The following is a 19,414-nucleotide window of genomic DNA, read 5'->3' as shown; positions in this document are numbered from 1 at the left end:
GTCGGGTGGCCGGCGGCCCGGCATCGACGGAGCAGGGAGGCGCCTCGGCCCGGTCGGACCACGGGCGGCTCGGACCATCGGCGGTTGATCCGCGGGTCCGCCGCCGAGGCGCAACAAAAAAGGGGCGCCGGATGGCGCCCCTCTCTTGGAAGGCGTTAAGCGTTTGGCTGGTTACTTCCGGCGGCGGCGCGCCAGACCCGCCAGCGCCAGACCGGCACCCAGCAGACCCACCGTGGCCGGTTCCGGCACGCGGGCGGTCACGTGGATGATGGTGGCAAGCTTGCTCAGCTGGCCTTCGGCGGTCCAGATGGTGACGGTGCCGTCGCCATTGTCGTCGATGCGCAGGAAGCTGGAGGCCAGCGGATCGAACGACAGGGTGAAGGTGTAGATGTAGCCGTCAACGATCGTCGAGTAGGAGGCGTTCTCCAGGCTGACGATGAAGCGGTCCGGGCAGGTCACGGTGGCATCCGGCCACGGCGCGCCGGGGCAGGTTTCCAACGCGCTGATGTTCGAGGTCTCCCAGAAGTCGATGGCGAAATCGACGGAGATCGGACCCAGCGACGGACCGGCCGGATTGGTCGGGGTGAAGCTGATCGAGGCGATCAGCGTCGTGTTGTCGAGATACTTCTCGGCCGGATTGGCCGGCGAGCTCGAAGCCTGGACGAAGTTGCCATGGAAAACGCTGGCACCGGCAACGCCGGCGGCATCGTTGGTCAGCAGGCCGCCGACATCATACTGGTCATCAACGCCCAAAAAGCTCTGGCCATTGGCGGTGCGGGGGGTGCCCCACTTGACGATGTCATAGTCGAGCCCGCCGTTGAAGTCGGCGCCATTCGGCAGCGCGCCGGACACCACATAGGGGGCGGCCGGGTCGAACGAGCCGGGGCCCGCGCTCGACCAGGTCGAATCCTGCCAGCCGCTGTTCACGCTCACCGACCATTCGGTGATCATGTCCGCGTTGGCGCTCAACGAGGCAACCGACGTCGCCAGACCGACGACAGCTGCGGCAATCCAGTTCTTCTTGCTCACGCTACAGTTCCTTCCTCTAACCGGACGGTGCCAAGTCTCGCTGACGACCGTGCATTCGTTACGGATATCTAAGCAGGATTGATGCCAACTTGCGATAATTGAATAAAAACAATGGATTGATATGTTTTCCGGCAAACGGTCTGTCGGCAATTGTATAGAATTCCGACACCAGGGGCGGGCAACGCCGGGCTACTGGAGAAACGCCGCCAGGGTGGCATTATAGGTGCCGGCCTGCTCGAAATTGGCGAGGTGGGCGGCCGGCAGCGACACCAGCCGGCTGCCGGCGATGGCGGCGTGGATCGCCTCCCCCAGTGCCGGCGGCGTCGAGGGGTCGGCCTCGCCGACGATGACCAGGGTGGGGGCGGTGATGGTCGCCAGCGTCGGCCGCTGGTCCATGTCGCGCAGTGCCGCGCAGCAGCCGAGGTAGCCGGCGGGCTCGGTCGCCAGCAGGGTTTGGCGGACGGGCTCGATCGCCGCCGGCGCCCGGGCGTGAAAGGCCGGCGTGAACCAGCGCGCCAGCGTCGGCTCGGTGACGGCGGCCATGCCGTGGGCGCGCACCAGCGACATGCGCTCCTCCCAGGCCGCCGGCGGTCCCATCCAGGCGGCGGTGTTGCTCAGCACCAGCCGGTCGACGTGGCGGGCGGCATGCACCGCCAGCCACATGGCGACCATGCCGCCCATCGACAGCCCGCAGACATGGGCGCGCGGAATCGCCAGCGCCGTCAGCAGCTCCAGCACGTCCTCGCCCAGCCGGGGCAGGGTGTAGTCGCCGGCCGGCGCGTCGGAGCGGCCGTGGCCGCGCGCGTCCGGGCGCAGCAGGCGGAAGCGGTCCCCCAGCACCTCCACCTGCGGCGCCCACATGTCCATCGAGGCGCCCAGCGAGTGGAGCAGCAGCAGCACCGGCGCCTCGGCCTGGCCGCTCAGGCGATAGGCGATGTCGCAGCCGTCGCTGGTGGTGATGGTGTGGATCATCGGTGAGGTTCTCCCCGTTGTCGTGCCCGAACCGACCCTAACGCCGGCTGGCCACCGCCACCAGCGTGCCGGCCAGCGCCAGTCCGGCGCCGATCAGCCCCAGTGTCGACCACTGGTAGCCTTCCAGCACCGTCGAGATCGCCAGCGCCACCACCGGGATCAGCACGCTGGTGTAGCCGGCGCGCGCCACGCCCCACTGGCGGATGAGCTGGAGGTAAAGAGTGAAGGTGACCACCGAGCCGAGGATGGACAGGTAGCCCAGCCCGAGCAGGAAGCGCGGCTCCAGGCTCCACGGCGCCGGGCCGTCGGTGAAGGCGGCGTAAATCGAGGAGCCGATGGCACCATAGACCATGCCCCAGGCGTTGAGCGCGTTGATGCTCACCCCGCGCAGGCTTTTCGCGGCCGGGAAGATGTTGCCGGCGGACGCCGCCAGCACGCCGCCGAAGCACAGCGCCAGGCCGACGATGCCGCGGTCGTGCCAGTCGAGCGTGGTGACCTCGCGCGCGTACAGCAGGCCGATGCCGGTCACCGACAGCGCGGCACCCAGATACAGCGCCGGCGACATCTTCTGGCCGATGGTCAGCCGGGCGATCGCCGGGTTGGTGACCACCATCAGCGCGAAAACCACCGCCACCAGGCCCGAGGAGATGTGCGTCTCCGCCTCATAGACCAGCAGGTAGTTGAGTGAAAACTGCAGCAGCCCGAACAGCGCCACCAGCGCGTGCTGGCGCATGGTCAGGGCGAGCCTCTCGCGACGGACCAGCAGCACCAGCCACAGCACCGCCGCCGCCAGCAGGAAGCGGTAGGCCACCGCCCAGTTGGCCGGGATGACAGCAAGCTGGGTGGTGATGACGAACCAGGTGCTGCCCCAGATCGTCACCACGGCAAGGAAGGACAGCCAGGGCGGCACGGCGCGCGCCCCGCTCAGCAGTCGAGGCCGGCCAGCGCGTCGGCCAGCGCCGCGACGTCCGTCTCCGGCTGGTCCCACGACACCACCAGGCGGATCTCGCCCGAGCCTTCGGCGCCCCAGTCGTAGAAGACGAAGCCCGCCTCGCGCAGTCTGGCGGCGCCGGCGACGCCGACGCGGACGAACAGCTCGTTGGCCTCCACCGGCACCAGCAGCCGGTCGCCGCAGGCCGCCGCCAGTCGCCGGGCGAGCCCGTTGGCGCGCCGGGCGTTGCGTTCCCACAGACCGGTCTCGATGTAGGCGACGACCTGCGCCGACAGATAGCGCCCCTTCGACAGCAGGTGGCCGCCGCGCTTGCGCCGCAGGCCGAACTCGGCGGCGAGCGCGGTGTCGAAGAACACCACGGCTTCCGTCGACAGGCCGCCGTTCTTGGTGACGCCGAGGCTCAGCACGTCGACGCCGGCGCGCCAGGTCACGTCGCCGGGATGGCAGCCCAGATGCACCAGCGCGTTGGCGAAGCGGGCGCCGTCCATGTGCACCCGCAGCCCGCGTGCGCGCGCCAGTGCTGTGAGTGCCGCCACCTCGTCGGGGGTGTAGGCACAGCCCAGTTCGGTCGCCTGGGTCAGCGACAGCGCGCGTGGCTGCACCTGATGCACGTCGCTGCGCATGTCCTTCAATGCCTCGGCCACTGTCGCCGGCGTCAGCTTGGCGCGGTCGCCGTCGGCCAGCAGCAGCTTGGCGCCGCCGGTGTAGAACTCCGGCGCGCCGCATTCGTCGACCGCGATATGGGCTTCCCGATGGCAGACCACGGCGCCGAACGGCGGCGTCAGGCAGGCCAGCGCCAGGCTGTTGGCGGCGGTGCCGGTGGCGACGGTGTAGGCGGCGACCTCGGTGCCGAAGAAGTCGGCCAGCACCGTGTTCATCCGCGCCGACCACGGGTCGCCGTCGTAGGCGGCGGTGGGGGCGGCGTTGGCGTCGGCGATCGCCGCGAGAATCTCGGGCGACACGGTGGCGGTATTGTCGGAAATGAAGCGCATGGCCCTGTCGCTAGAGGGTCGTCCGCGCGGCGTCAATCGCAGGGTCGTTGTACGGGATGGCGCTAAACCGGGCCAGCGCCCTGAAACGCGAACGAGCGGCCCGCCAGGGCCGCCCGTTGTACGGGTAACGCTGCGTGGTCGCTCAGCGGCGACGGCGGCGCGCCAGCGCCAGACCGGCGAGGCCGGCGCCGAGCAGGCCGAGGCTGGCCGGTTCCGGCACATCGGTGGTGCGGCTGGCGATGGACACCTTGAGGTCCTCGATGGCGAAGGATTCATCGGTGATGTCGCGGCCCTGCCAGCCGGCGCCGCCGGCAATGAACATGATGGTCGCATCGGCGGCGCTGTGGGCGCGGGTGAAGGCGCCGTCATAGGCGGCGTCGGCCCAGCTGCTGAAGCCCAGCTGGCTGCCGTAGGACAGCTGGGTCAGCCCGGCGTAGGACTGGTCGGCCGGATCGAAGGTGTCGAAGCCGCCGGAGAACACGGTGTCGCCATCGAGCGTGATGGTGAAGGTATCCGGCGACACGCCGTCGTTGCTCAGGCCATCCCAGGAGTCGATGACGGCCAGCAGGAATTCCAGACTCAGCGTGTCGTGAGCCGCCAGACCATATAGCCTGACGGTGAGCATGCCGCTCGAGCGCATGAAGGTGCCGGAGAAGCTGTTGCCGTTGCCGTCGCTGATGCCGGCATAATTTTCGACGCTCTCATACAGACCGCTACCGCTGGTCGACACCGAGCAGCCATTCATGGTCGCGCACACATCGAAGGAATCTTCCCAGGCGAAGACCTGGGTGGCGGCGGCGCTGGCGCTGGTGGCGCCGCCCAGCAGCATGGCGCCGGCGGCAAGCAGTTTGGTGAAGTGACGCATGGCAAAGGCCCCTTTGTTATCTGTTCGGCGCCGGCAAAGCAGGGACCGTGCCAACCTCGTAACAAGCCAGTATTGCCGCGCCTTTCCGGGGCATGGCGCGCTCGCGCCTCGCCTGCCTTTGTAAAGAAACGCGACAGCTGGGGGGTGTCTGGCGACCTCCCTGCTGGCCCCCTTACCCCGCGTCGGGCTGGCGTTCGGGGGCGGCGGCGGCGAAGGGCTCCAGCGCGCGGGCGGCGGCGTCGGCGGCCACCAGCCGGGGGAAGGGCGTGAGGTCGGTGTCGTAGCGCCGGGCGTTGGCCATCTGCGGCACCAGGAACACATCCGCCAGCGTCACCACGTCGCCGCACAGATACGGCCCCGTGGCATCGGCCAGCTGTTCCAGCGCGGTGAAGCCCTGGGTGATCCAGTGGCGATACCAGCTGTTGATGGCATCATCGGTCTGGCCCAGCTCGCGCTTGAGATATTTCAGGACGCGCAGGTTGTTGAGCGGGTGGATGTCGGCGGCGATCAGCCCGGCCATCGCCCGCACCCGCGCCCGTTCGGCGAGGTCGGCGGGCAGCAGCCGGGGATGCGGGTGGACCTCTTCCAGATACTCGATGATCGCCATCGACTGCGACAGCCGGGTGTCGCCGTCCACCAGCAGCGGCACCAGCCCCTGCGGGTTGAGCGCGCGATAATCGTCGCCGGCCTGCTCGCCCTTGACCAGGTTCACGGCCACGATGTCGTGCTCCAGCCCCTTGAGGTTGAGCGCGATGCGCACCCGGTAGGCGGCGGAGGACCGCCAGTAGGAATACAGCGTCAGCATCGGTGGTCTCTCCCCCCGCAGGATCGGACGGCCGAAATTGGGCAACCGGGATCGGCCGTCGTGGCCCGGAACACGCCGGTTCTAGAGCCGATGCCGGCCCGGCGCCAGCCCGCGGGCGTGCCGCCGTCTCAGTCTTTCGCCACCACCTGGTCGATGGCGCCGAAGATCGAGCCGCCGTCGGCGTCGAACATCTCCAGCCGCACCCGGTCGCCGTGTTTGAGGAATGGCGTCACCGGCTTGCCATGCAGGATGGTCTCGATGGTGCGGATCTCGGCGAGGCAGGAATAGCCGACGCCGCCTTGCGCCACCGGCTTGCCGGGGCCGCCGTCGGCACCCTTGTTGGAGACCGTGCCGGAGCCGACGATGGCGCCGGCGCCCAGCCGCCGGGTCTTGGTGACGTGGGCGATCAGCTCGGCGAAGCTGAAGGTCATGTCGGTGCCGGCGTCGGGGGTGCCGAACGGCTGGCCGTTGATGTGGCTGACCAGCGGCCGGCGGACCTTGCAGTCGGCCCAGGCGTCGCCCAGCTCGTCAGGCGTCACCGCCACCGGCGCGAAGCTGGTGGCCGGCTTCGACTGGTAGAAGCCGAAGCCCTTGGCCAGTTCCGCCGGGATCAGGTTGCGCAGGCTGACGTCGTTGACCAGCATGATGAGCTTGATGTGGTCGGCGGCGCGCGCCGGCGTGGTGCCCATCGGCACGTCGTCGGTGATTACCGCCAGCTCGCCCTCAAGGTCGATGCCCCAGGACTCGTCGGGGCAGATGATCGGATCGTGCGGCGGGGTGAAGTCGTCCGAGCCGCCCTGATAGACCAGCGGATCGGTCCAGAAGCTCGGCGGCATCTCGGCGCCGCGGGCCTTGCGCACCAGCTCGACATGGTTGACGTAGGCCGAGCCGTCCACCCAGTGGTAGGCGCGCGGCAGCGGGCTGGCGCAGGCGGCCTGGTCGAACGGCTCGCCCAGCGCGGCATCGGCGTTGAGCTGGTGGTAATAGCCCGCCAGCTCCGGCGCGGCGCCGGCCCAGTTGTCCAGCGCCTCCTGCAGCGTGTTGGCGACGTGCGGCACATCGAGGCAGCGGCTGAGATCGCGCGAGACGACCACCAGCACGCCGTCACGGCCGCCGGCTTTGAGTGTTGCGAGTTTCATGGGGCTTTGGGCTTCCAGCTGTTCCTGTAGTCGGTCCACTCCACCTGCGTCGCGGCGTCGGCGACGTCAAGCGGGTCGCGGGTGTCGATCATCACCGCATATTCGTCGGTCGCCGGCTTGGGCTGCTCGAACATCCGCGCCAGCGCCTTGGGGTGCGGGCCGTGGGTGAAGCCGGTGGGGTGGAAGGTCATCATGCCGGGGTGGATGTTGTCGCGGCTGAAGAAGTCGCCGGCGTGGTAGAACAGCACCTCGTCATAATCGTCGTTGTTGTGGAAGAACGGCACCTTCAGCGCGCCGGGATCGGTCTCGAACGGGCGCGGCGCGAAGGTGCAGACGACGAAGCGGTCGGCGAGGAACGTGGTGTGCGCCGAAGGCGGCAGGTGATAGCGGGCGGACAGCAGCGGCCGGATGTCCCTGACGTTGAGCCGCACCACCGACAGGTCGCCATGCCAGCCCACCGCGTCGAGCGGGTTGAACGGGTAGGTGATGGTGGAGACGATGCCGCGCTTCTTCACCAGCACGCGGGTGCGCGCGTTGCCCGACTGCTGGGCGAGGAAGGCCTCGTCCAGCTCAGGGGTGTCGAGGATGGCGGGGTCGAAGATGGCGTGGTTGCCCACCAGGCCCTTCTCCGGCAGCGTGTAGCTGGAATTGGTCGCCTCGATCATCAGCAGCATCATCGGCCGGGCCGGCGCGATGCGCCACATGGTGCCGCGCGGGATCATCACATAATCGCCGGCGTTGAGCGCCAGATGGCCGAAGTCGCAGTAGAGGTCGCCGCCGCCGGCATGGACGAACAGCAGCTGGTCGCCGTCGGCGTTGCGGGCCAGATCGGTCATCGCCGAGCCCAGCCGCCACAACCGCAGCTCGGTGGCGTTGTTGTGCAGGATCACCGGCGCCGCCCACGGCGAGGCGCTGTCCTCGGTCAGGCGGGCAAGATCGAAGGCGCGCGGCGCGATCGGCCCGTCGAACTCCACCCAGCCGGTGGGCGGGTGGCGGTGGTGGAAGAAGGCGGCCGGGCCGAAAAAGCCCTCCTTCGACATCTCCCGTTCATAGGTGCCGGCCGGCAGGTCGCAGTGGGCCTGCCGCGACGCCTGGCCCTTGACCCAGGCGGTTGGAATATAATTGCGTGCCATGGCGCTCTCCCTCGTCGATTATTTAGTATCAACTGAAACTAATTCGGTCAAGCGCGACGCGTCGGAACGGGCTCAGCCGGCTGTCTCTCGTTTGCCGGCTCAGCCGGTCGTTGTATTTAGCCGGCTCAGCCGGTCGCTTTCATGTTGCCGGCTCAGCCGGCGAGCAACCTGCGCCCGTAGGCCACCAGCGAATGTTCGCGCATCCACGCCTGGTAGGCGCGATACACCGGGTCGCGCGCCAGGTGGCGTTCCTCGGTGAGCGCGCGCAGGGCGTAGATGCCGTTGAGCATCAGCAGCAGCAGGCACTGGCGCACCGCCAGTTCGGTTGGCCCCTCGCCGAGGAAGGGGATGGAGATCAGCCACCACGACAGGTTCTTCGCCACATAGGCCGGGTGCTTCATCCAGCGGTAGGGGCCCGAGGTGATGATGCCCCGGTGGGTGAGGTTGGAGAAGCGGCAGCCGAACGCGATGGTCGCCCAGACATAGACGCCGACACACGCCAGAATCGCCGCGCCCCAGGCGGCCTGCACCGCCGGCCACGCGCTGAAATAGGGCCCCCAGACGGTGGAATCGGCGTCATAGGCGAGATACTGGGCCGAGATCAGGCTCCAGAAAGGCTGGTAGCACACCAGGCACACCGCCCAGCCGAACATGGTCGGCTCCGCCGAACGGATATGGGTGTCGGTCAGCCGCAGCGTCAGCATGTAGCCGATGCAGGTGAACAGCAGGTCGAGCAGGAAGGTGGCGCCATAGACCAGATCATACAGCGGCAGGAAGCCGGCCGGCCGCTCGCCCATCAGCAGGCCGGAGATGTGGCTGATGTCGCGGGTCAGGCCGACGAACATCAGCGGCAGGAAAAAGCCCTTGATCAGCCAGCCGCGCGCGTGGTTGCCGATGTCGCCCCAGTCGGCCGGGCGCTGGCCGGCCAGCACCAGCGCGCCGAGCTGGGCGTAGGCATCTTCCGGTGCGCGCTGGCGCCGGTCGACGATCAGCACGTAAACCGGCGTCACGGCCGCCAGCCACGGCGCCAGCAGCGCCACCGCATCCCACACCGGCTGGTAGAAGTCGCCGGCATACTCGGGGAACAGCCAGTAGAGCCCGGCGATGGCGCCCAGCGTTACGCCCAGCCCCACCAGCTTGCGCAGCAGCCGGCCCGGCGCCACCGGGTGCAGGGCGGTGCCCGCCAGACCCGTCGAGGCGCGGCGGTGGACGCGGAACACCAGCAGGTCGACCAGCAGCATCGGCGCGGCGACGGCGGCCATCACCGCCAGCGCCCGCTGGTAGGGCAGCGCCGTCCAGTCGCGCAGCAGCCAGACCGCCAGACAGGCGGCGATGAAGCCGACCAGCCCGGTCAGCGGCGCCGTCGCCGACACCGGCCGGCCGGAGCGGTGGGTGGCGACGCCCTGCGCGCTGTCGCCCGTCATCCCGTCGCCGCTTCTGTCGTCGCCTCTCGTGTCGTCGCGTGCCATGGCCCCCGTCTAGCTGCGAAACCCTAACGTGCCGCTAAGCATAGGCGGCAACCGGCCGGCGGAACAGCGGCATGAGAGGAGGCGGCGTGCGCGACGGAAAGGGCTCGACCATCCGCTGGACTATCCATTGTGCGGACAACATCGAGTTAGGCGGGAAGGGCGTGCGCCTTTCGACCACCTTCACTCAAACTCCGGTGATGGGCGAGATTGGACACCATGGTTGAGCGTGACGGATTTCTGGCGGAAGCGCGGCGCGGCGGCTGGCGGGTTCTGCTGGCGGCCCTGCTGGGGGTGATGCTCGGCATTACCGCGCTTCCGTTCTACACTCTGGGGGTTTTCAGCCAGCCCATCGCCGCGGATTTCGGGTGGACGCGGGCCGAGGTCCAGTCCGGCTTCGCCTTCCAGATGATGGGCACGGTACTGGTGGCCTGGGCGGCGGGGTGGATGACCGACCGCTTCGGCGCCCGGCCGGTGGCCCTGGTCAGTCAGCTGGGGCTTGCCGCCGCCTTCCTGCTCTTCGCCATCCAGCCGGGTGATCTGGTGACCTGGCGTATCAGCTGGCTGCTGCTGGCGGTGCTGGCGATCGGCACCTCCCCGCTGACGTGGTCCCGGGGGATCATGGACTGGTTCGACAAGGGGCGCGGCATGGCGCTGGGTATCGCCCTTTCCGGCAGCGGCATCACCGCGGCGCTTGCCCCGCCGGTGCTCAATGCCATCATCGCCAGCCACGGCTGGCGGGAGGGGTATCTTTTCCTCGGCGGCCTCATTGTCGGTGTCGGGGTGCCGCTGACCTGGCTGCTTTTCCGGGGCCGGTCACGGACGGCGGCACGCGCGGTGACCTCGCCCGCCGCGCCGGGCGTCGCCAGCGGTGTCGGTTTCGCCCAGGCGCTGGCGGGGTACCGGTTCTGGCTGCTCCTCATCGCCGTTGGCGCCACCCATTTCACCATCAGCGGCATCATCCCCAATGTCGGCCCCATTCTTGAGAAGATCGGCGTCCGCGAAGTGGCGTGGTATTCCAGCCTGCTTGGCGTGTCGGTCATGGTCGGCCGCATCGTCACGGGTGCGCTGATCGACCGCTTCTGGGCGCCAGCGGTCGCCGCCATCCTGCTGATGTTGCCGGGCCTCGCCTGTCTGCTGCTGTGGCAGGGTCAGGCGCCGGCGCTCGCGGCGGTGATGATCGGCCTGGCTGCCGGCGCGGAGTTTGATCTGATCGCTTTCCTGTGTGCCCGCTATTTCGGCATGCGCAGTTACGGCAGGATCTACGCCTGGCTGTGGGCGGGCTTCGCCATCGCGACGGGGGCCGGCGCTTATGTCTTTGCCTCGCTGGTGGAGGCGTCGGGCGGGCATGCGCCTGCATTGCTGATTGGCGCGGCGGTCATCTTTGCCGGCGCATCGTCGCTGCTGCTTCTCGGGCGATACCCGGATTTCGCCGTCACCGACGCGCCGCGTCCGTAGCACCCCGCCTGCCCGAACAGGCCCGAGACGTCCTGCGCGCGGCATGAGGGCGGGGGGACTGGATATGCAGAGTCGACAACTCTAAGCTGTTCCCGGCCATCCGTGATCGGCCGCGCGTGATCCTGTGCTGCCAATGTTCGCCTGAAGTGATGAAGGATATCTCATGAAGCCGACCGAAAGCCAGGAACAGGGTGTCGACCTGGAGACGCCGCTGGATTTCATTTTCGAGATTGTCGCGAAGCCGGTCCCGGCGACCGACCTCAATGCCTACAAACTGCCCTATCCCGAATACATTCCTATCATACGACAAAGACGGAGGCTCAAGGCGCGTGTCAACGAGCCGCTGTTGATCGCACCGCCGGAGGACCTTCTGTGGTCTCTGGAACATTGCACCGACGCGTCCGAACTGCCGGATTATTTCCGGATCGATTCCGCCATCCGGGTGGCCTCGGATCGCTTCAAGGCGCTGGTCGAACGTTTCGCCGTGCCGAACGTCGACTTCTACCCCCTCCGGCTGGAGCTGAAGCGCCCCGATCAGGTGGACTCGTACGGCGGCGGCGCCATCATCGAACAGGGCTACTGGATCATGGATGACTACCATCATCTCGATGTGGTCGATACGGATCGCAGCGAGATTTCGTGGATGGAAAAGTACGACAAATTTGAGGACGCCGTCCGCGAAGCTGACAGGAGATTTCCCGATGCCGCGCCAGTCGAATTTGGAAAGATTAAAAATCTTGTGCTGAAAACACAAGGTACGCCGGATCATTTTTTTCGCATGCGGTATTTTACCCCAAGAACATTCGGCTCTGCGGCTTTCGTGAAGGCTCTTATTGACGATGGCATGAACGTCCTGATTAGGCCTTTCCTGCTCCATCCGGCACGGGAGCTGGAGATCCGATCCGCTGCTGAGAAAGTGCGACATGAAATGGCGCATGCCGGTCAGCCAGTGATGGCTGTACCGCCGCGGCGTCACTACGGCACGGGGGCGCTGTATCCGCGCGGATTTTATTATTCCGGAAAGAATATCGCGGCGGACAAAGGGATGTCCGACGTTGTCATAGAAACTGTTATCGGGCGCTGAGTATATTTCCCGCCCCGTGTTTCCGGTGGTCGTCTGCTTATCTTCCCGCATTCGCCGCTGTCATGGCCGGGCTTGACGACCGTGGGGAGGACGCGGGCCGGTCCAGCTCATGCGGCCGTCCGCCCTTCGACAGGCTCAGGACGAACGGCAATTCGACGTCGCGACCCGCCCGTTGGCGCAAGGCGCCGTCCTCACCGTTCGTCCTGAGCCTGTCGAAGGGCGTGGTTGCGCCATCCCGTGGGGTCGCGGGGTGCTGCCTGCATATCGGTGCATGCATATCGGGGGACAGTATACCTATTCTTTCCCCCCGTCCCGGCCCGGCCACGCCCGGCCCTGACAGCGAGGGTCGCGGGGCGGGAGGCTTCTGCTCACACCCGGCCATCACGGCGAGGCTGCGAAGGCGTGGCGGGACAACGCCGGCGGCCGGGATCAGCGCAGATAGAACACCACGGTGGTGACGACGCGGACCTTCTTGTACGGCGTGTCCGACACCCCCCAGCCACCGCCGGAATCGCCATCGCGGGCCGTGACTTCGAAATAGCCCTGGGTCGCCTGCTTGATCGCGCCAACCGAGGTGCCGCTGTCCTTGGCGAACTGTTCGGCCGCCGCACGCGCGTCCCGGGTCGCGGCGGCGACCATCGCCGGCTTGACGCTGTTCAGCCGGGTGAAGGCGTAGGTCATGCCCGAGCCCTCCTCCAGCACGACGCCGCGCCGCACCAGCTCGAACTGGCGGCGCACCGCCGACTGGGCGCGGACGATGTCGGTCGAGCGCAGGGTCATGCGCTGGCGCACGGTGAAGCGGGTGGCGCCCATGTTGTCGGTGAACTGCGAGACATTGACGCCGGTGGGCTGGAGGTCGTCGGCGGGGAATCCGAGATCGCGGAAAAAGGCGCGGATCGCGTCGGAATCGCCATCGACGTCGGCCTGGGCGGTCGCGAGGTCCGGCGCGGTGGCGGAATAGGCGATCGTCCAGGTGGCAAGATCGGCGGTCACCTCACGCTCGGCGAGGCCGCGCACCGTCACCGAGCGGTCGGCCTCGCGAGCCCGCACCAGACCGTCACCCAGCAGATAGCCTCCGGCGACCATGCCGGCCGCCAGCACGGCGGCGCCAGCGAGCCAGCGACGACTGGCGGCGTCGCGCGGGAACGGGGGGGCGGCGGTCAGGTCATCGGGGCGGGGCTGGGTCATCGGGGGTCTCCGTGCAGGCTGCGGGCACCATCGGCGTGCCCGTGTATATGGGCGTGCCCGCCTGTATGGGCGATGAACCGGCGTTCTCCGGGGTGTTCGCAGCCGCGCGCCGCGCGCCGATGCCGGCCCCGCGCGCCGCGCGCCGATGCCAGCCCCGCGCGGCCTACTCGGTGGTCTTGCCGTCGAAATGCTCGTGCGACGCCTGGGCCTCGGCGCAGGTCTTGTGGACGGTGCCGTCGACATGCTCGGGCGGGCCGTAGATGGTATACAGCCGCATCGGTTCGCTGCCCCGGCCGATGACGTTGTGGCGCGCGCCCTGCGGCACGATGATGCCATCGTCGGCCTTCACCTGGTGGCACACGCCATCGATCCAGATCTCGCCCTCGCCGGTCTCGATGCGGAAGAACTGGTCGCGGTCGTCGTGGATTTCCTCGCCGATCTCCTCGCCCGGCCGGAGCGCCATCAGCACGAGCTGCAGATTGTGGCCGGTGTACAGCACCCGCCGGAAGTCATTGTTCGCTTCGGTCAGTTCCTCGATATTGGCGACAAAACCCTTCATCTGGATCACCTCTTCAGTCCGGTTGGTCATTGTGTTCGTGTCAGGCGGTCGCGGTCACGCCGGCGTGCGCCGCCCGCTCAGGCGGGAATGGCGTGAATATGCACATCGCGGCCGGAATGTCTCTTCATGATCGCGCTCGCCCGCTGTTCGTCGTCGGTCGTCCAGGTCCGCACCCACAGCAGCAGGCCGCCATGGTCCAGCTGTTCCTCGACGTGCCGGGCCTGATGGTTCCCCACAAGCCGGGCCAACAGCCCGCCGAAGGCGCCGCCCGCGCCACCTGCCAGCGCCGCGCCCAGAATGGCGGCCGCCATGGTGCCGCCGGTGGCCAGAATGATGCCTGCGGCGGCGGTTCCGGCGACATAGAGGGGCACGCCAATCAGCGCGCCCTCGGCATCGCCGATCGACTCCGTCGATACATAGCAGCAGCGCGCCGCCCGGGGGTCGTCTTCCAGCTCGGCGACCTTGCGGTAGGCGTGACCCAGCTGCTCCTCCACCGTGCGCGCCGCCGCCAGCAGGCTGAGTTCCGCGCGGTCGAAGCCCGATCGCAGAAGCTCGTCGATGGCCGCCTGCAAGGTGTCGGATGTCTGGAAATAGCCCACGGCTTCCCGGATCGTGCCGGATTTGTCGGCGTCGCTCATGATGGTCTCCTCTCCGCTGGAATGGGAACGCCATGACTCGCGACGGAACCGCCGCCACTCCCTTCATAGGTCAGACGTCCGGCGCCGACAACAAGCGTGGCGGAACGACGCACGACGTCGGGGCCGGTTGACGTTGGTCGCTCCCGCCTCAGTCGTGGCGCAGTGCCTCGATCGGGTTGAGCCGGGCGGCCTTTCGCGCCGGGTAGAAGCCGAACACCACGCCGACGCCGCCGGAGAACAGCAGGCTGACCAGCACGATCGCGGGGTCGATGCTCACCGACCAGCCGGCGAACTGGGCGATGGCCAGCGACAGCGCCAGCGCCAGCAGCACGCCGATCACGCCGCCGATCAGCGCCAGCAGGCCGGCCTCGGTGAGAAACTGCAGCAGGATGTCCTCCGGCCGCGCGCCCACCGCCATGCGCAGGCCGATCTCGCGGGTGCGCTCGGTGACCGAGACCAGCATGATGTTCATGATGCCGATGCCGCCCACCACCAGCGCCACCGAGGCGATGGCGCCGAGCAGGCCGGTCATGGTGTTGGTGGTCTGGGTGCGCACCGCCATCAGTTCCGACAGGCTGCGCACCGCGAAGCCGGCCTCCTGGTCGGGACGCAGGCGCTGGCGTTCGCGCATCAGCGCGTCGACCTCGGTCTGCACCTGGCCCACCAGGCTCGCGCGCCTGGCCTTGATGGCGATCATGTTGACCTCGCCGGCCCCGCGCGACCGGCCGCCCAGCAGGCGCGACTGGGCGGCCTTGAGCGGCACCAGCACGGTGTCGTCCTGGTCCTGGCCCATGGCGTTCTGGCCCTTGGCCTCCAGCACGCCGACCACCTTCATCGGCACCCGGTTGACGCGGATGGTCTGGCCCAGCGGCGAGGCGCCGGCAAACAGCTCCTTGACCACGGTCTGGCCGATGATGGCGACCTTGGCCGGGCTGCGCGATTCGCGGTCGGAGAACTTGCGACCCTCCGCCAGCGTCAGGTCGCGGGCGACGAAGATATCGGCGGTGGAGCCGACCACGGTGCTCGACCAGTTGCGCCCGGCATAGATCAGCTGGGCGCTGCCCTGACGGATCGGGGCGGCGACCTCGACGCCGGAGACGCGCCTGGCGATGGCGGCGGCGTCGCGGTCGGTCAGCGGCGTGCCACCACTGGAGGAGCGCACCGGACCGGAGCGGTTGAAGCCCGGCAGCAGCATGACGACGTTGGTGCCCAGCGCCCGCACCTGCTCCTCGATCTGTTGGCGCGCGCCCTGGCCGATGGCGACCATGGTGATCACCGAGGCGACGCCGATGATGATGCCGAGAATGGTCAGCGCGCTGCGCAGCTTGTGGGCCTTGAGCGAACTGGTGGCGAGGCGGAGGGCGGCGAGGGGGCGCATGGCGGGGCCTCAGGCGGCGGAGGGAGCGGGGGTCCAGACGTCGGTGTTGACGTCGTCGGCGACGATGCGGCCGTCGCGGAAGCGCAGGATGCGGCGGGCGGCGCGGGCGACCTGCGCGTCGTGGGTGACGAGGATGATGGTGATGCCCTCGCGGTTGAGCGCCTGGAACAGGGCGATCACTTCCGCGCCGGTGCGGCTGTCGAGCGCGCCGGTGGGTTCGTCGGCGAGCAGGATCAGCGGATCGTTGACCAGCGCGCGGGCGATGGCGACGCGTTGCTGCTGGCCGCCCGACATTTCCGACGGCAGGTGGTGCATGCGGTCACCCAGGCCGACGCGCTTCAGGCAGTCGATGGCCTTGCCCCGGAGGTCGGCGACCGCGTCGCGGCGGTAAATCTGCGGCATCGCCACATTGTCGAGCGCGCTCAGGCGGGAGAGCAGGTTGAACTGCTGGAACACGAAGCCGATGGTCCGGCCGCGCAGGTCGGCCAGCGCGCTTGGCGAGGCCTCGGCGAGCGCGGTACCATCGATGATGATGTCACCGCTGGTCGGCGTGTCGAGCGCGCCGATCATCGTCATCAGTGTCGATTTGCCGGAGCCGGACGGCCCCATGATGGCAACGAACTCGCCGCGCGCGATGTCCAGCGACACGCCGTCGAGCGCGCGCACCACTTCCGAACCCATGCGGAAGTGCTTGGTCAGGTCACGGCAGCGGATGAGCGGTTCGCTCACGCCTCAATCCTCGCCCGGCATGGACTGGCCGACGATGACCTTGTCGCCGGCCTTCAGCCGGCCGCCGATCACCGCCGCCCAGTCGTCGTCGCTGGCGCCGATCAGGATGTTGCGTTCGTCCGCCTCGCCCCTGGCGTCGAGCACATAGACGGTGCCGGCCTTGCCGCTCTCGCCGTTGGCGCCGCGCACCGGCTGCATTTCGTCGAAGAGCGTGGCCTGCGGCGGCGTCAGCACGGCCTTGATCTTCTCGCGCATCGCCTCGCGGCGCTGGCGCATCTCCGCCCGCTGGGCGTCGGTGGGCGGGCCGTTGAACGCCGGCCGGCCAGCCAGCGACTCCTCAAGGATGGCGCGGACCCGGCTCTGCTGGTCGCGGGTGAGCGTCAGATCCTCGGTCAGGTCTTCCAGCATCTTGGCCGGGTCCGGTCGACGGCTACTGGCACCCCCCTGGCCGCCGTTCTGGTTCTGGGTGCCGCCGGCGGCGCGCAGCCCGCGCATGCCCGGTGGTCCCATGGTGGCGGCCAGCGGGTTGCCGGACTGGGCCGCGACCTGCGCCTTTTCCGCTTCCGGATCGCGCGGCTTGAACTGCAGCGCCGCCATCGGCACCTTCAGGACGTTCTTGATCTCGCCGAGGTAGATGGTGGCGTTGGCGGTCATCATCGGCAGCAGCCGGCCATCCCGGTTAGGGGCCGTGATGATGACGGTGTAGGAGATGACGTTGGAGGTCTCGACGCCGGCGATGCGCACCTGCCTGACCTCGCCGGCAAAGGTGGCGTCGGGAAAGGCGTCGACCGTGAACTCGACCCGCTGGCCGGCCTTGACGTTGCCGATGTCGGCCTCGTCGACATTGGCCTCCACCTGCATCTGTGACAGATCCTCGGCGATGACGAACAGGGTCGGCGCTGACAGGCTGGCGGCAACGGTCTGGCCGCTATCGACCTGGCGGTCGATCACCACGCCATCAACGGGCGCCCGGATGTAGGTGCGGGTGAGGTCGATGCGCGCCTGGTTGAGGCTGGCGGCGCGTTCGCGGATGGCGGCCTGGGCCGAGGTGACGCTGGCGCGGGCCGACATCAAGGTAGCCTCGGCGGTCTGGATCGCGCGCACCGAATAGTAGCCGGAGTCCAGCAGTGCCTTTTTGGTGTCGTAGTCCCGCTGGGCTTCCAGCAGGTTGGCCTTCGCCTGCGCAAGGGTGGCGTTGGCGGTGGCGAGGTTGGCTTGTGCCTGCAACACCTTGGCCTCGAAGGTGCTGGGGTCGATGCGCGCCAGCAGCTGGCCCCTCTTCACCGGCGAGTTGAAATCGACAAGAATCTCCGAAATCTGGCCGGAGACCTGCGAGCCCACCTCCACCGTGCCCACCGCCTGCAGTTTGCCAGAGGCGGAGATGGTGGAGATGATGTCGCCCTTTTCCACCACCTGGGTCTGGAAGGCCGCCTTGTCGCCATCCCGGAGCATCCAGAAGCCGCCCGCGGCGGCAACGATGATGGCGGTGGCGCCAATCAGAACCAGGCGGCGGGAGATCATCGGGCGTATCCAGTTGAGTCCAGGGGTTGTTTCAAGGTCCGGCCTGACAGATGGCACCTGGGGCCGGGTCACGATCATGCGCCTCCTGATAACGGCAGTCGATGACAGTTTCCTTCGTTACTTTTCATGGAATGCCAATGAAGGCAGTAGGTTGCGCATCTGTCCGGCGGTCGCGGGGCTATTGTTCGGGTGTCGGTGTCTCGGGGACCGGCGTCCGTCCGGCCTGCCGCACCGTGTCGTTGGTCAGGGCATAGGCAAGCGTACCGGCCAGCAGCAGGCCGGAGAGCGCGAACGGCAGCGGCTGGGCGACATGATAGAGCGCCACGCCGACGGCCGGGGAGATGATGAAGCAGGCCCCGTTGATGGCGGTGACCGCGCCGGCCACCGCGCCCTGTTCCTCCACCCGAACCGCCAGCGACGCGCCGGCGGTGAAGCCCGGCCGGACGAAACCGGCGCCAAGGCTGATGATCGCGAATCCGGTAACAATGGTGCCGTAGCTGCCGGCCATCGCCATGATCGCGGCACCGGCAAGGCACAGGCCGGTGCCCCATTGCAGCAAGGCCTTGGGCGTCATGCGCAGCATGCGGATCAGGCCCCACTGGGCAACCAGGGTGGCACCGGCGCCGGCCATCAGCGCGACGCCGATGAAGGACTGGGCCTTGGCCGGCGAGAGCGCCAGATGGTCGATGATGAGAAAGCCGGTGCACTGGGTCATCGCCGCCTGGGCGCTGCCCGCCACGAAGCCGACGCCGAGAAAGGGCGCGATGCGCCGGTCCCGCCAGCGCAGCGGCAACGCGGGCGTGTCGTCCTTGCGCCAGCCCAGGCTGCCGGGCGCGTCGTCGGGCAGATAGCGGTTGACCGCCAGCATGGTGATGACCGCCAGCAGCGCGAAACCGAACAGCGGCCCGGAGAGACCGAGGATCGGCACGACCATGAACGGCGCCACCGCCGGCCCCAGCACCGTGCCCAGCCCGAACGCGGAGCTCAGCGTCGCCAGCGCGTTGGTGCGCGCCTCGCCGGTGGTGCGGGCGGCGACATAGGCCTGCGCGGCGGGATTGGCGGCCGAACCCAGCAGGCCGAACAGCGAGCGCAGCAGGGTGAACAGCAGGAAGGTCAGGACCGGAGTGAGCCAGCCACTCAGGCCCGCCAGCACCACCACGCCGGCACCGGTCGTTGATACCACATAGCCGATCAGGCCCAGCCGGATCAGCTTCTTGCGGCCATGCTGATCCGACTTGCGGCCCCAGTAGGGCGCGGTGAGGGTCCACAACGCCGCCGAGACCGAGAACACCATCGCGATCATCAGGTCGGCCATGCCGATCTCGCGGCCGATGGCCGGCATCACCGAACTCAGCGCGTTATTGCCGGCCGCCACCACCATCAGCACCAGGAACAGCAGCAGGAACGACGCCTTGGCGTCCCCGGTCCCGGTCATGCCGGTCTCGCCCGTCGGGCGGGCTGGCTGGCCTGCATGGTGATTCCCCCCTGGTTGGTCGTCTGTCGGCC

General features: G+C 68.4%; 18 protein-coding genes. 2 read left to right on the top strand and 16 right to left on the bottom strand.

Annotated elements, in window-relative coordinates; translation table 11 throughout:
• Positions 1–171: 171 nt before the first annotated feature.
• From ABU113_RS11670 to ABU113_RS11630, 9 genes are all read right to left on the bottom strand, one after another.
• Positions 172–1,029 (bottom strand): THxN family PEP-CTERM protein, encoded by an 858-nt coding sequence (locus ABU113_RS11670; RefSeq protein WP_454559676.1) that lies wholly within the window; start codon positions 1,027–1,029, stop codon positions 172–174.
• 189 nt (positions 1,030–1,218) lie between these two features.
• Positions 1,219–2,001: a 3-oxoadipate enol-lactonase gene (pcaD, locus tag ABU113_RS11665; protein ID WP_454559675.1), complete on the bottom strand. Its 783-nt coding sequence runs from the start codon at positions 1,999–2,001 to the stop codon at positions 1,219–1,221.
• Between the two features lie 37 nt (positions 2,002–2,038).
• Complete coding sequence (locus tag ABU113_RS11660) at positions 2,039–2,911, bottom strand: DMT family transporter (RefSeq protein ID WP_454559674.1); 873 nt, start codon at positions 2,909–2,911, stop codon at positions 2,039–2,041.
• A 14-nt stretch (positions 2,912–2,925) separates the two neighbouring features.
• Positions 2,926–3,945, bottom strand: coding sequence for a threonine aldolase family protein (locus ABU113_RS11655; protein ID WP_454559673.1), 1,020 nt, complete (start codon positions 3,943–3,945; stop codon positions 2,926–2,928).
• 142 nt (positions 3,946–4,087) lie between these two features.
• Entirely contained in the window at positions 4,088–4,810 is a 723-nt protein-coding gene (locus ABU113_RS11650; protein ID WP_454559672.1) for a PEP-CTERM sorting domain-containing protein, read from the bottom strand.
• Between the two features lie 172 nt (positions 4,811–4,982).
• Positions 4,983–5,615 (bottom strand): maleylacetoacetate isomerase, encoded by a 633-nt coding sequence (gene maiA, locus ABU113_RS11645; RefSeq protein ID WP_454559671.1) that lies wholly within the window; start codon positions 5,613–5,615, stop codon positions 4,983–4,985.
• A 128-nt stretch (positions 5,616–5,743) separates the two neighbouring features.
• Positions 5,744–6,754 (bottom strand): fumarylacetoacetate hydrolase family protein, encoded by a 1,011-nt coding sequence (locus ABU113_RS11640; RefSeq protein ID WP_454559670.1) that lies wholly within the window; start codon positions 6,752–6,754, stop codon positions 5,744–5,746.
• Positions 6,751–7,887 (bottom strand): homogentisate 1,2-dioxygenase, encoded by a 1,137-nt coding sequence (locus ABU113_RS11635; RefSeq protein WP_454559669.1) that lies wholly within the window; start codon positions 7,885–7,887, stop codon positions 6,751–6,753. Before ABU113_RS11635 ends, ABU113_RS11640 begins: the two co-directional genes overlap by 4 nt.
• Before the next feature lie 152 nt (positions 7,888–8,039).
• Positions 8,040–9,311 carry a methyltransferase family protein gene (locus tag ABU113_RS11630; protein ID WP_454559668.1) on the bottom strand — a complete coding sequence of 424 codons (1,272 nt, stop codon included), beginning with the start codon at positions 9,309–9,311 and terminating at the stop codon, positions 8,040–8,042.
• Between the two features lie 261 nt (positions 9,312–9,572).
• Between ABU113_RS11630 and ABU113_RS11625 the strand changes: the two genes are divergently transcribed.
• Both ABU113_RS11625 and ABU113_RS11620 read left to right on the top strand, forming a co-directional pair.
• A complete protein-coding gene (locus ABU113_RS11625) occupies positions 9,573–10,811 on the top strand; it encodes an MFS transporter (protein WP_454559667.1) in 1,239 nt (412 codons plus the stop codon).
• A 163-nt stretch (positions 10,812–10,974) separates the two neighbouring features.
• Complete coding sequence (locus ABU113_RS11620; protein WP_454559666.1) at positions 10,975–11,895, top strand: hypothetical protein; 921 nt, start codon at positions 10,975–10,977, stop codon at positions 11,893–11,895.
• A 429-nt stretch (positions 11,896–12,324) separates the two neighbouring features.
• Here the strand turns inward: ABU113_RS11620 and ABU113_RS11615 are convergent, their stop codons facing one another.
• The 7 genes from ABU113_RS11615 to ABU113_RS11585 all read right to left on the bottom strand — a co-directional run bounded on the left by ABU113_RS11615 (position 12,325) and on the right by ABU113_RS11585 (position 19,343).
• Positions 12,325–12,981 (bottom strand): SIMPL domain-containing protein, encoded by a 657-nt coding sequence (locus ABU113_RS11615; protein ID WP_454559688.1) that lies wholly within the window; start codon positions 12,979–12,981, stop codon positions 12,325–12,327.
• A gap of 265 nt (positions 12,982–13,246) precedes the next feature.
• On the bottom strand, positions 13,247–13,672 hold the full coding sequence (locus ABU113_RS11610; RefSeq protein WP_454559665.1) for a cupin domain-containing protein: 426 nt from the start codon (positions 13,670–13,672) through the stop codon (positions 13,247–13,249).
• 47 nt (positions 13,673–13,719) lie between these two features.
• Positions 13,720–14,280, bottom strand: a complete 561-nt coding sequence (locus tag ABU113_RS11605) for a hypothetical protein (protein WP_454559664.1) — start codon at positions 14,278–14,280, stop codon at positions 13,720–13,722.
• 148 nt (positions 14,281–14,428) lie between these two features.
• Positions 14,429–15,658: an ABC transporter permease gene (locus tag ABU113_RS11600; RefSeq protein WP_454559663.1), complete on the bottom strand. Its 1,230-nt coding sequence runs from the start codon at positions 15,656–15,658 to the stop codon at positions 14,429–14,431.
• Positions 15,659–15,667: 9 nt separating this feature from the next.
• The gene (locus tag ABU113_RS11595) at positions 15,668–16,387 is read right to left on the bottom strand and encodes an ABC transporter ATP-binding protein (protein WP_454559662.1); all 720 of its coding nucleotides are present in this window, start codon (positions 16,385–16,387) and stop codon (positions 15,668–15,670) included.
• 3 nt (positions 16,388–16,390) lie between these two features.
• Positions 16,391–17,908, bottom strand: a complete 1,518-nt coding sequence (locus tag ABU113_RS11590) for an efflux RND transporter periplasmic adaptor subunit (RefSeq protein WP_454559661.1) — start codon at positions 17,906–17,908, stop codon at positions 16,391–16,393.
• 178 nt (positions 17,909–18,086) lie between these two features.
• Positions 18,087–19,343, bottom strand: coding sequence for an MFS transporter (locus tag ABU113_RS11585; RefSeq protein WP_454559660.1), 1,257 nt, complete (start codon positions 19,341–19,343; stop codon positions 18,087–18,089).
• Between the last annotated feature and the right edge of the window lie 71 nt (positions 19,344–19,414).

It is taken from the genome of Parapedomonas caeni (genome assembly GCF_041060555.1).
Classification (GTDB): Bacteria; Pseudomonadota; Alphaproteobacteria; order Sphingomonadales; family Sphingomonadaceae; genus CAUJIW01.
The sequence above is the reverse complement of the archived record's forward strand: the minus strand, read 5'-3'. Positions and strand labels throughout refer to the sequence as shown.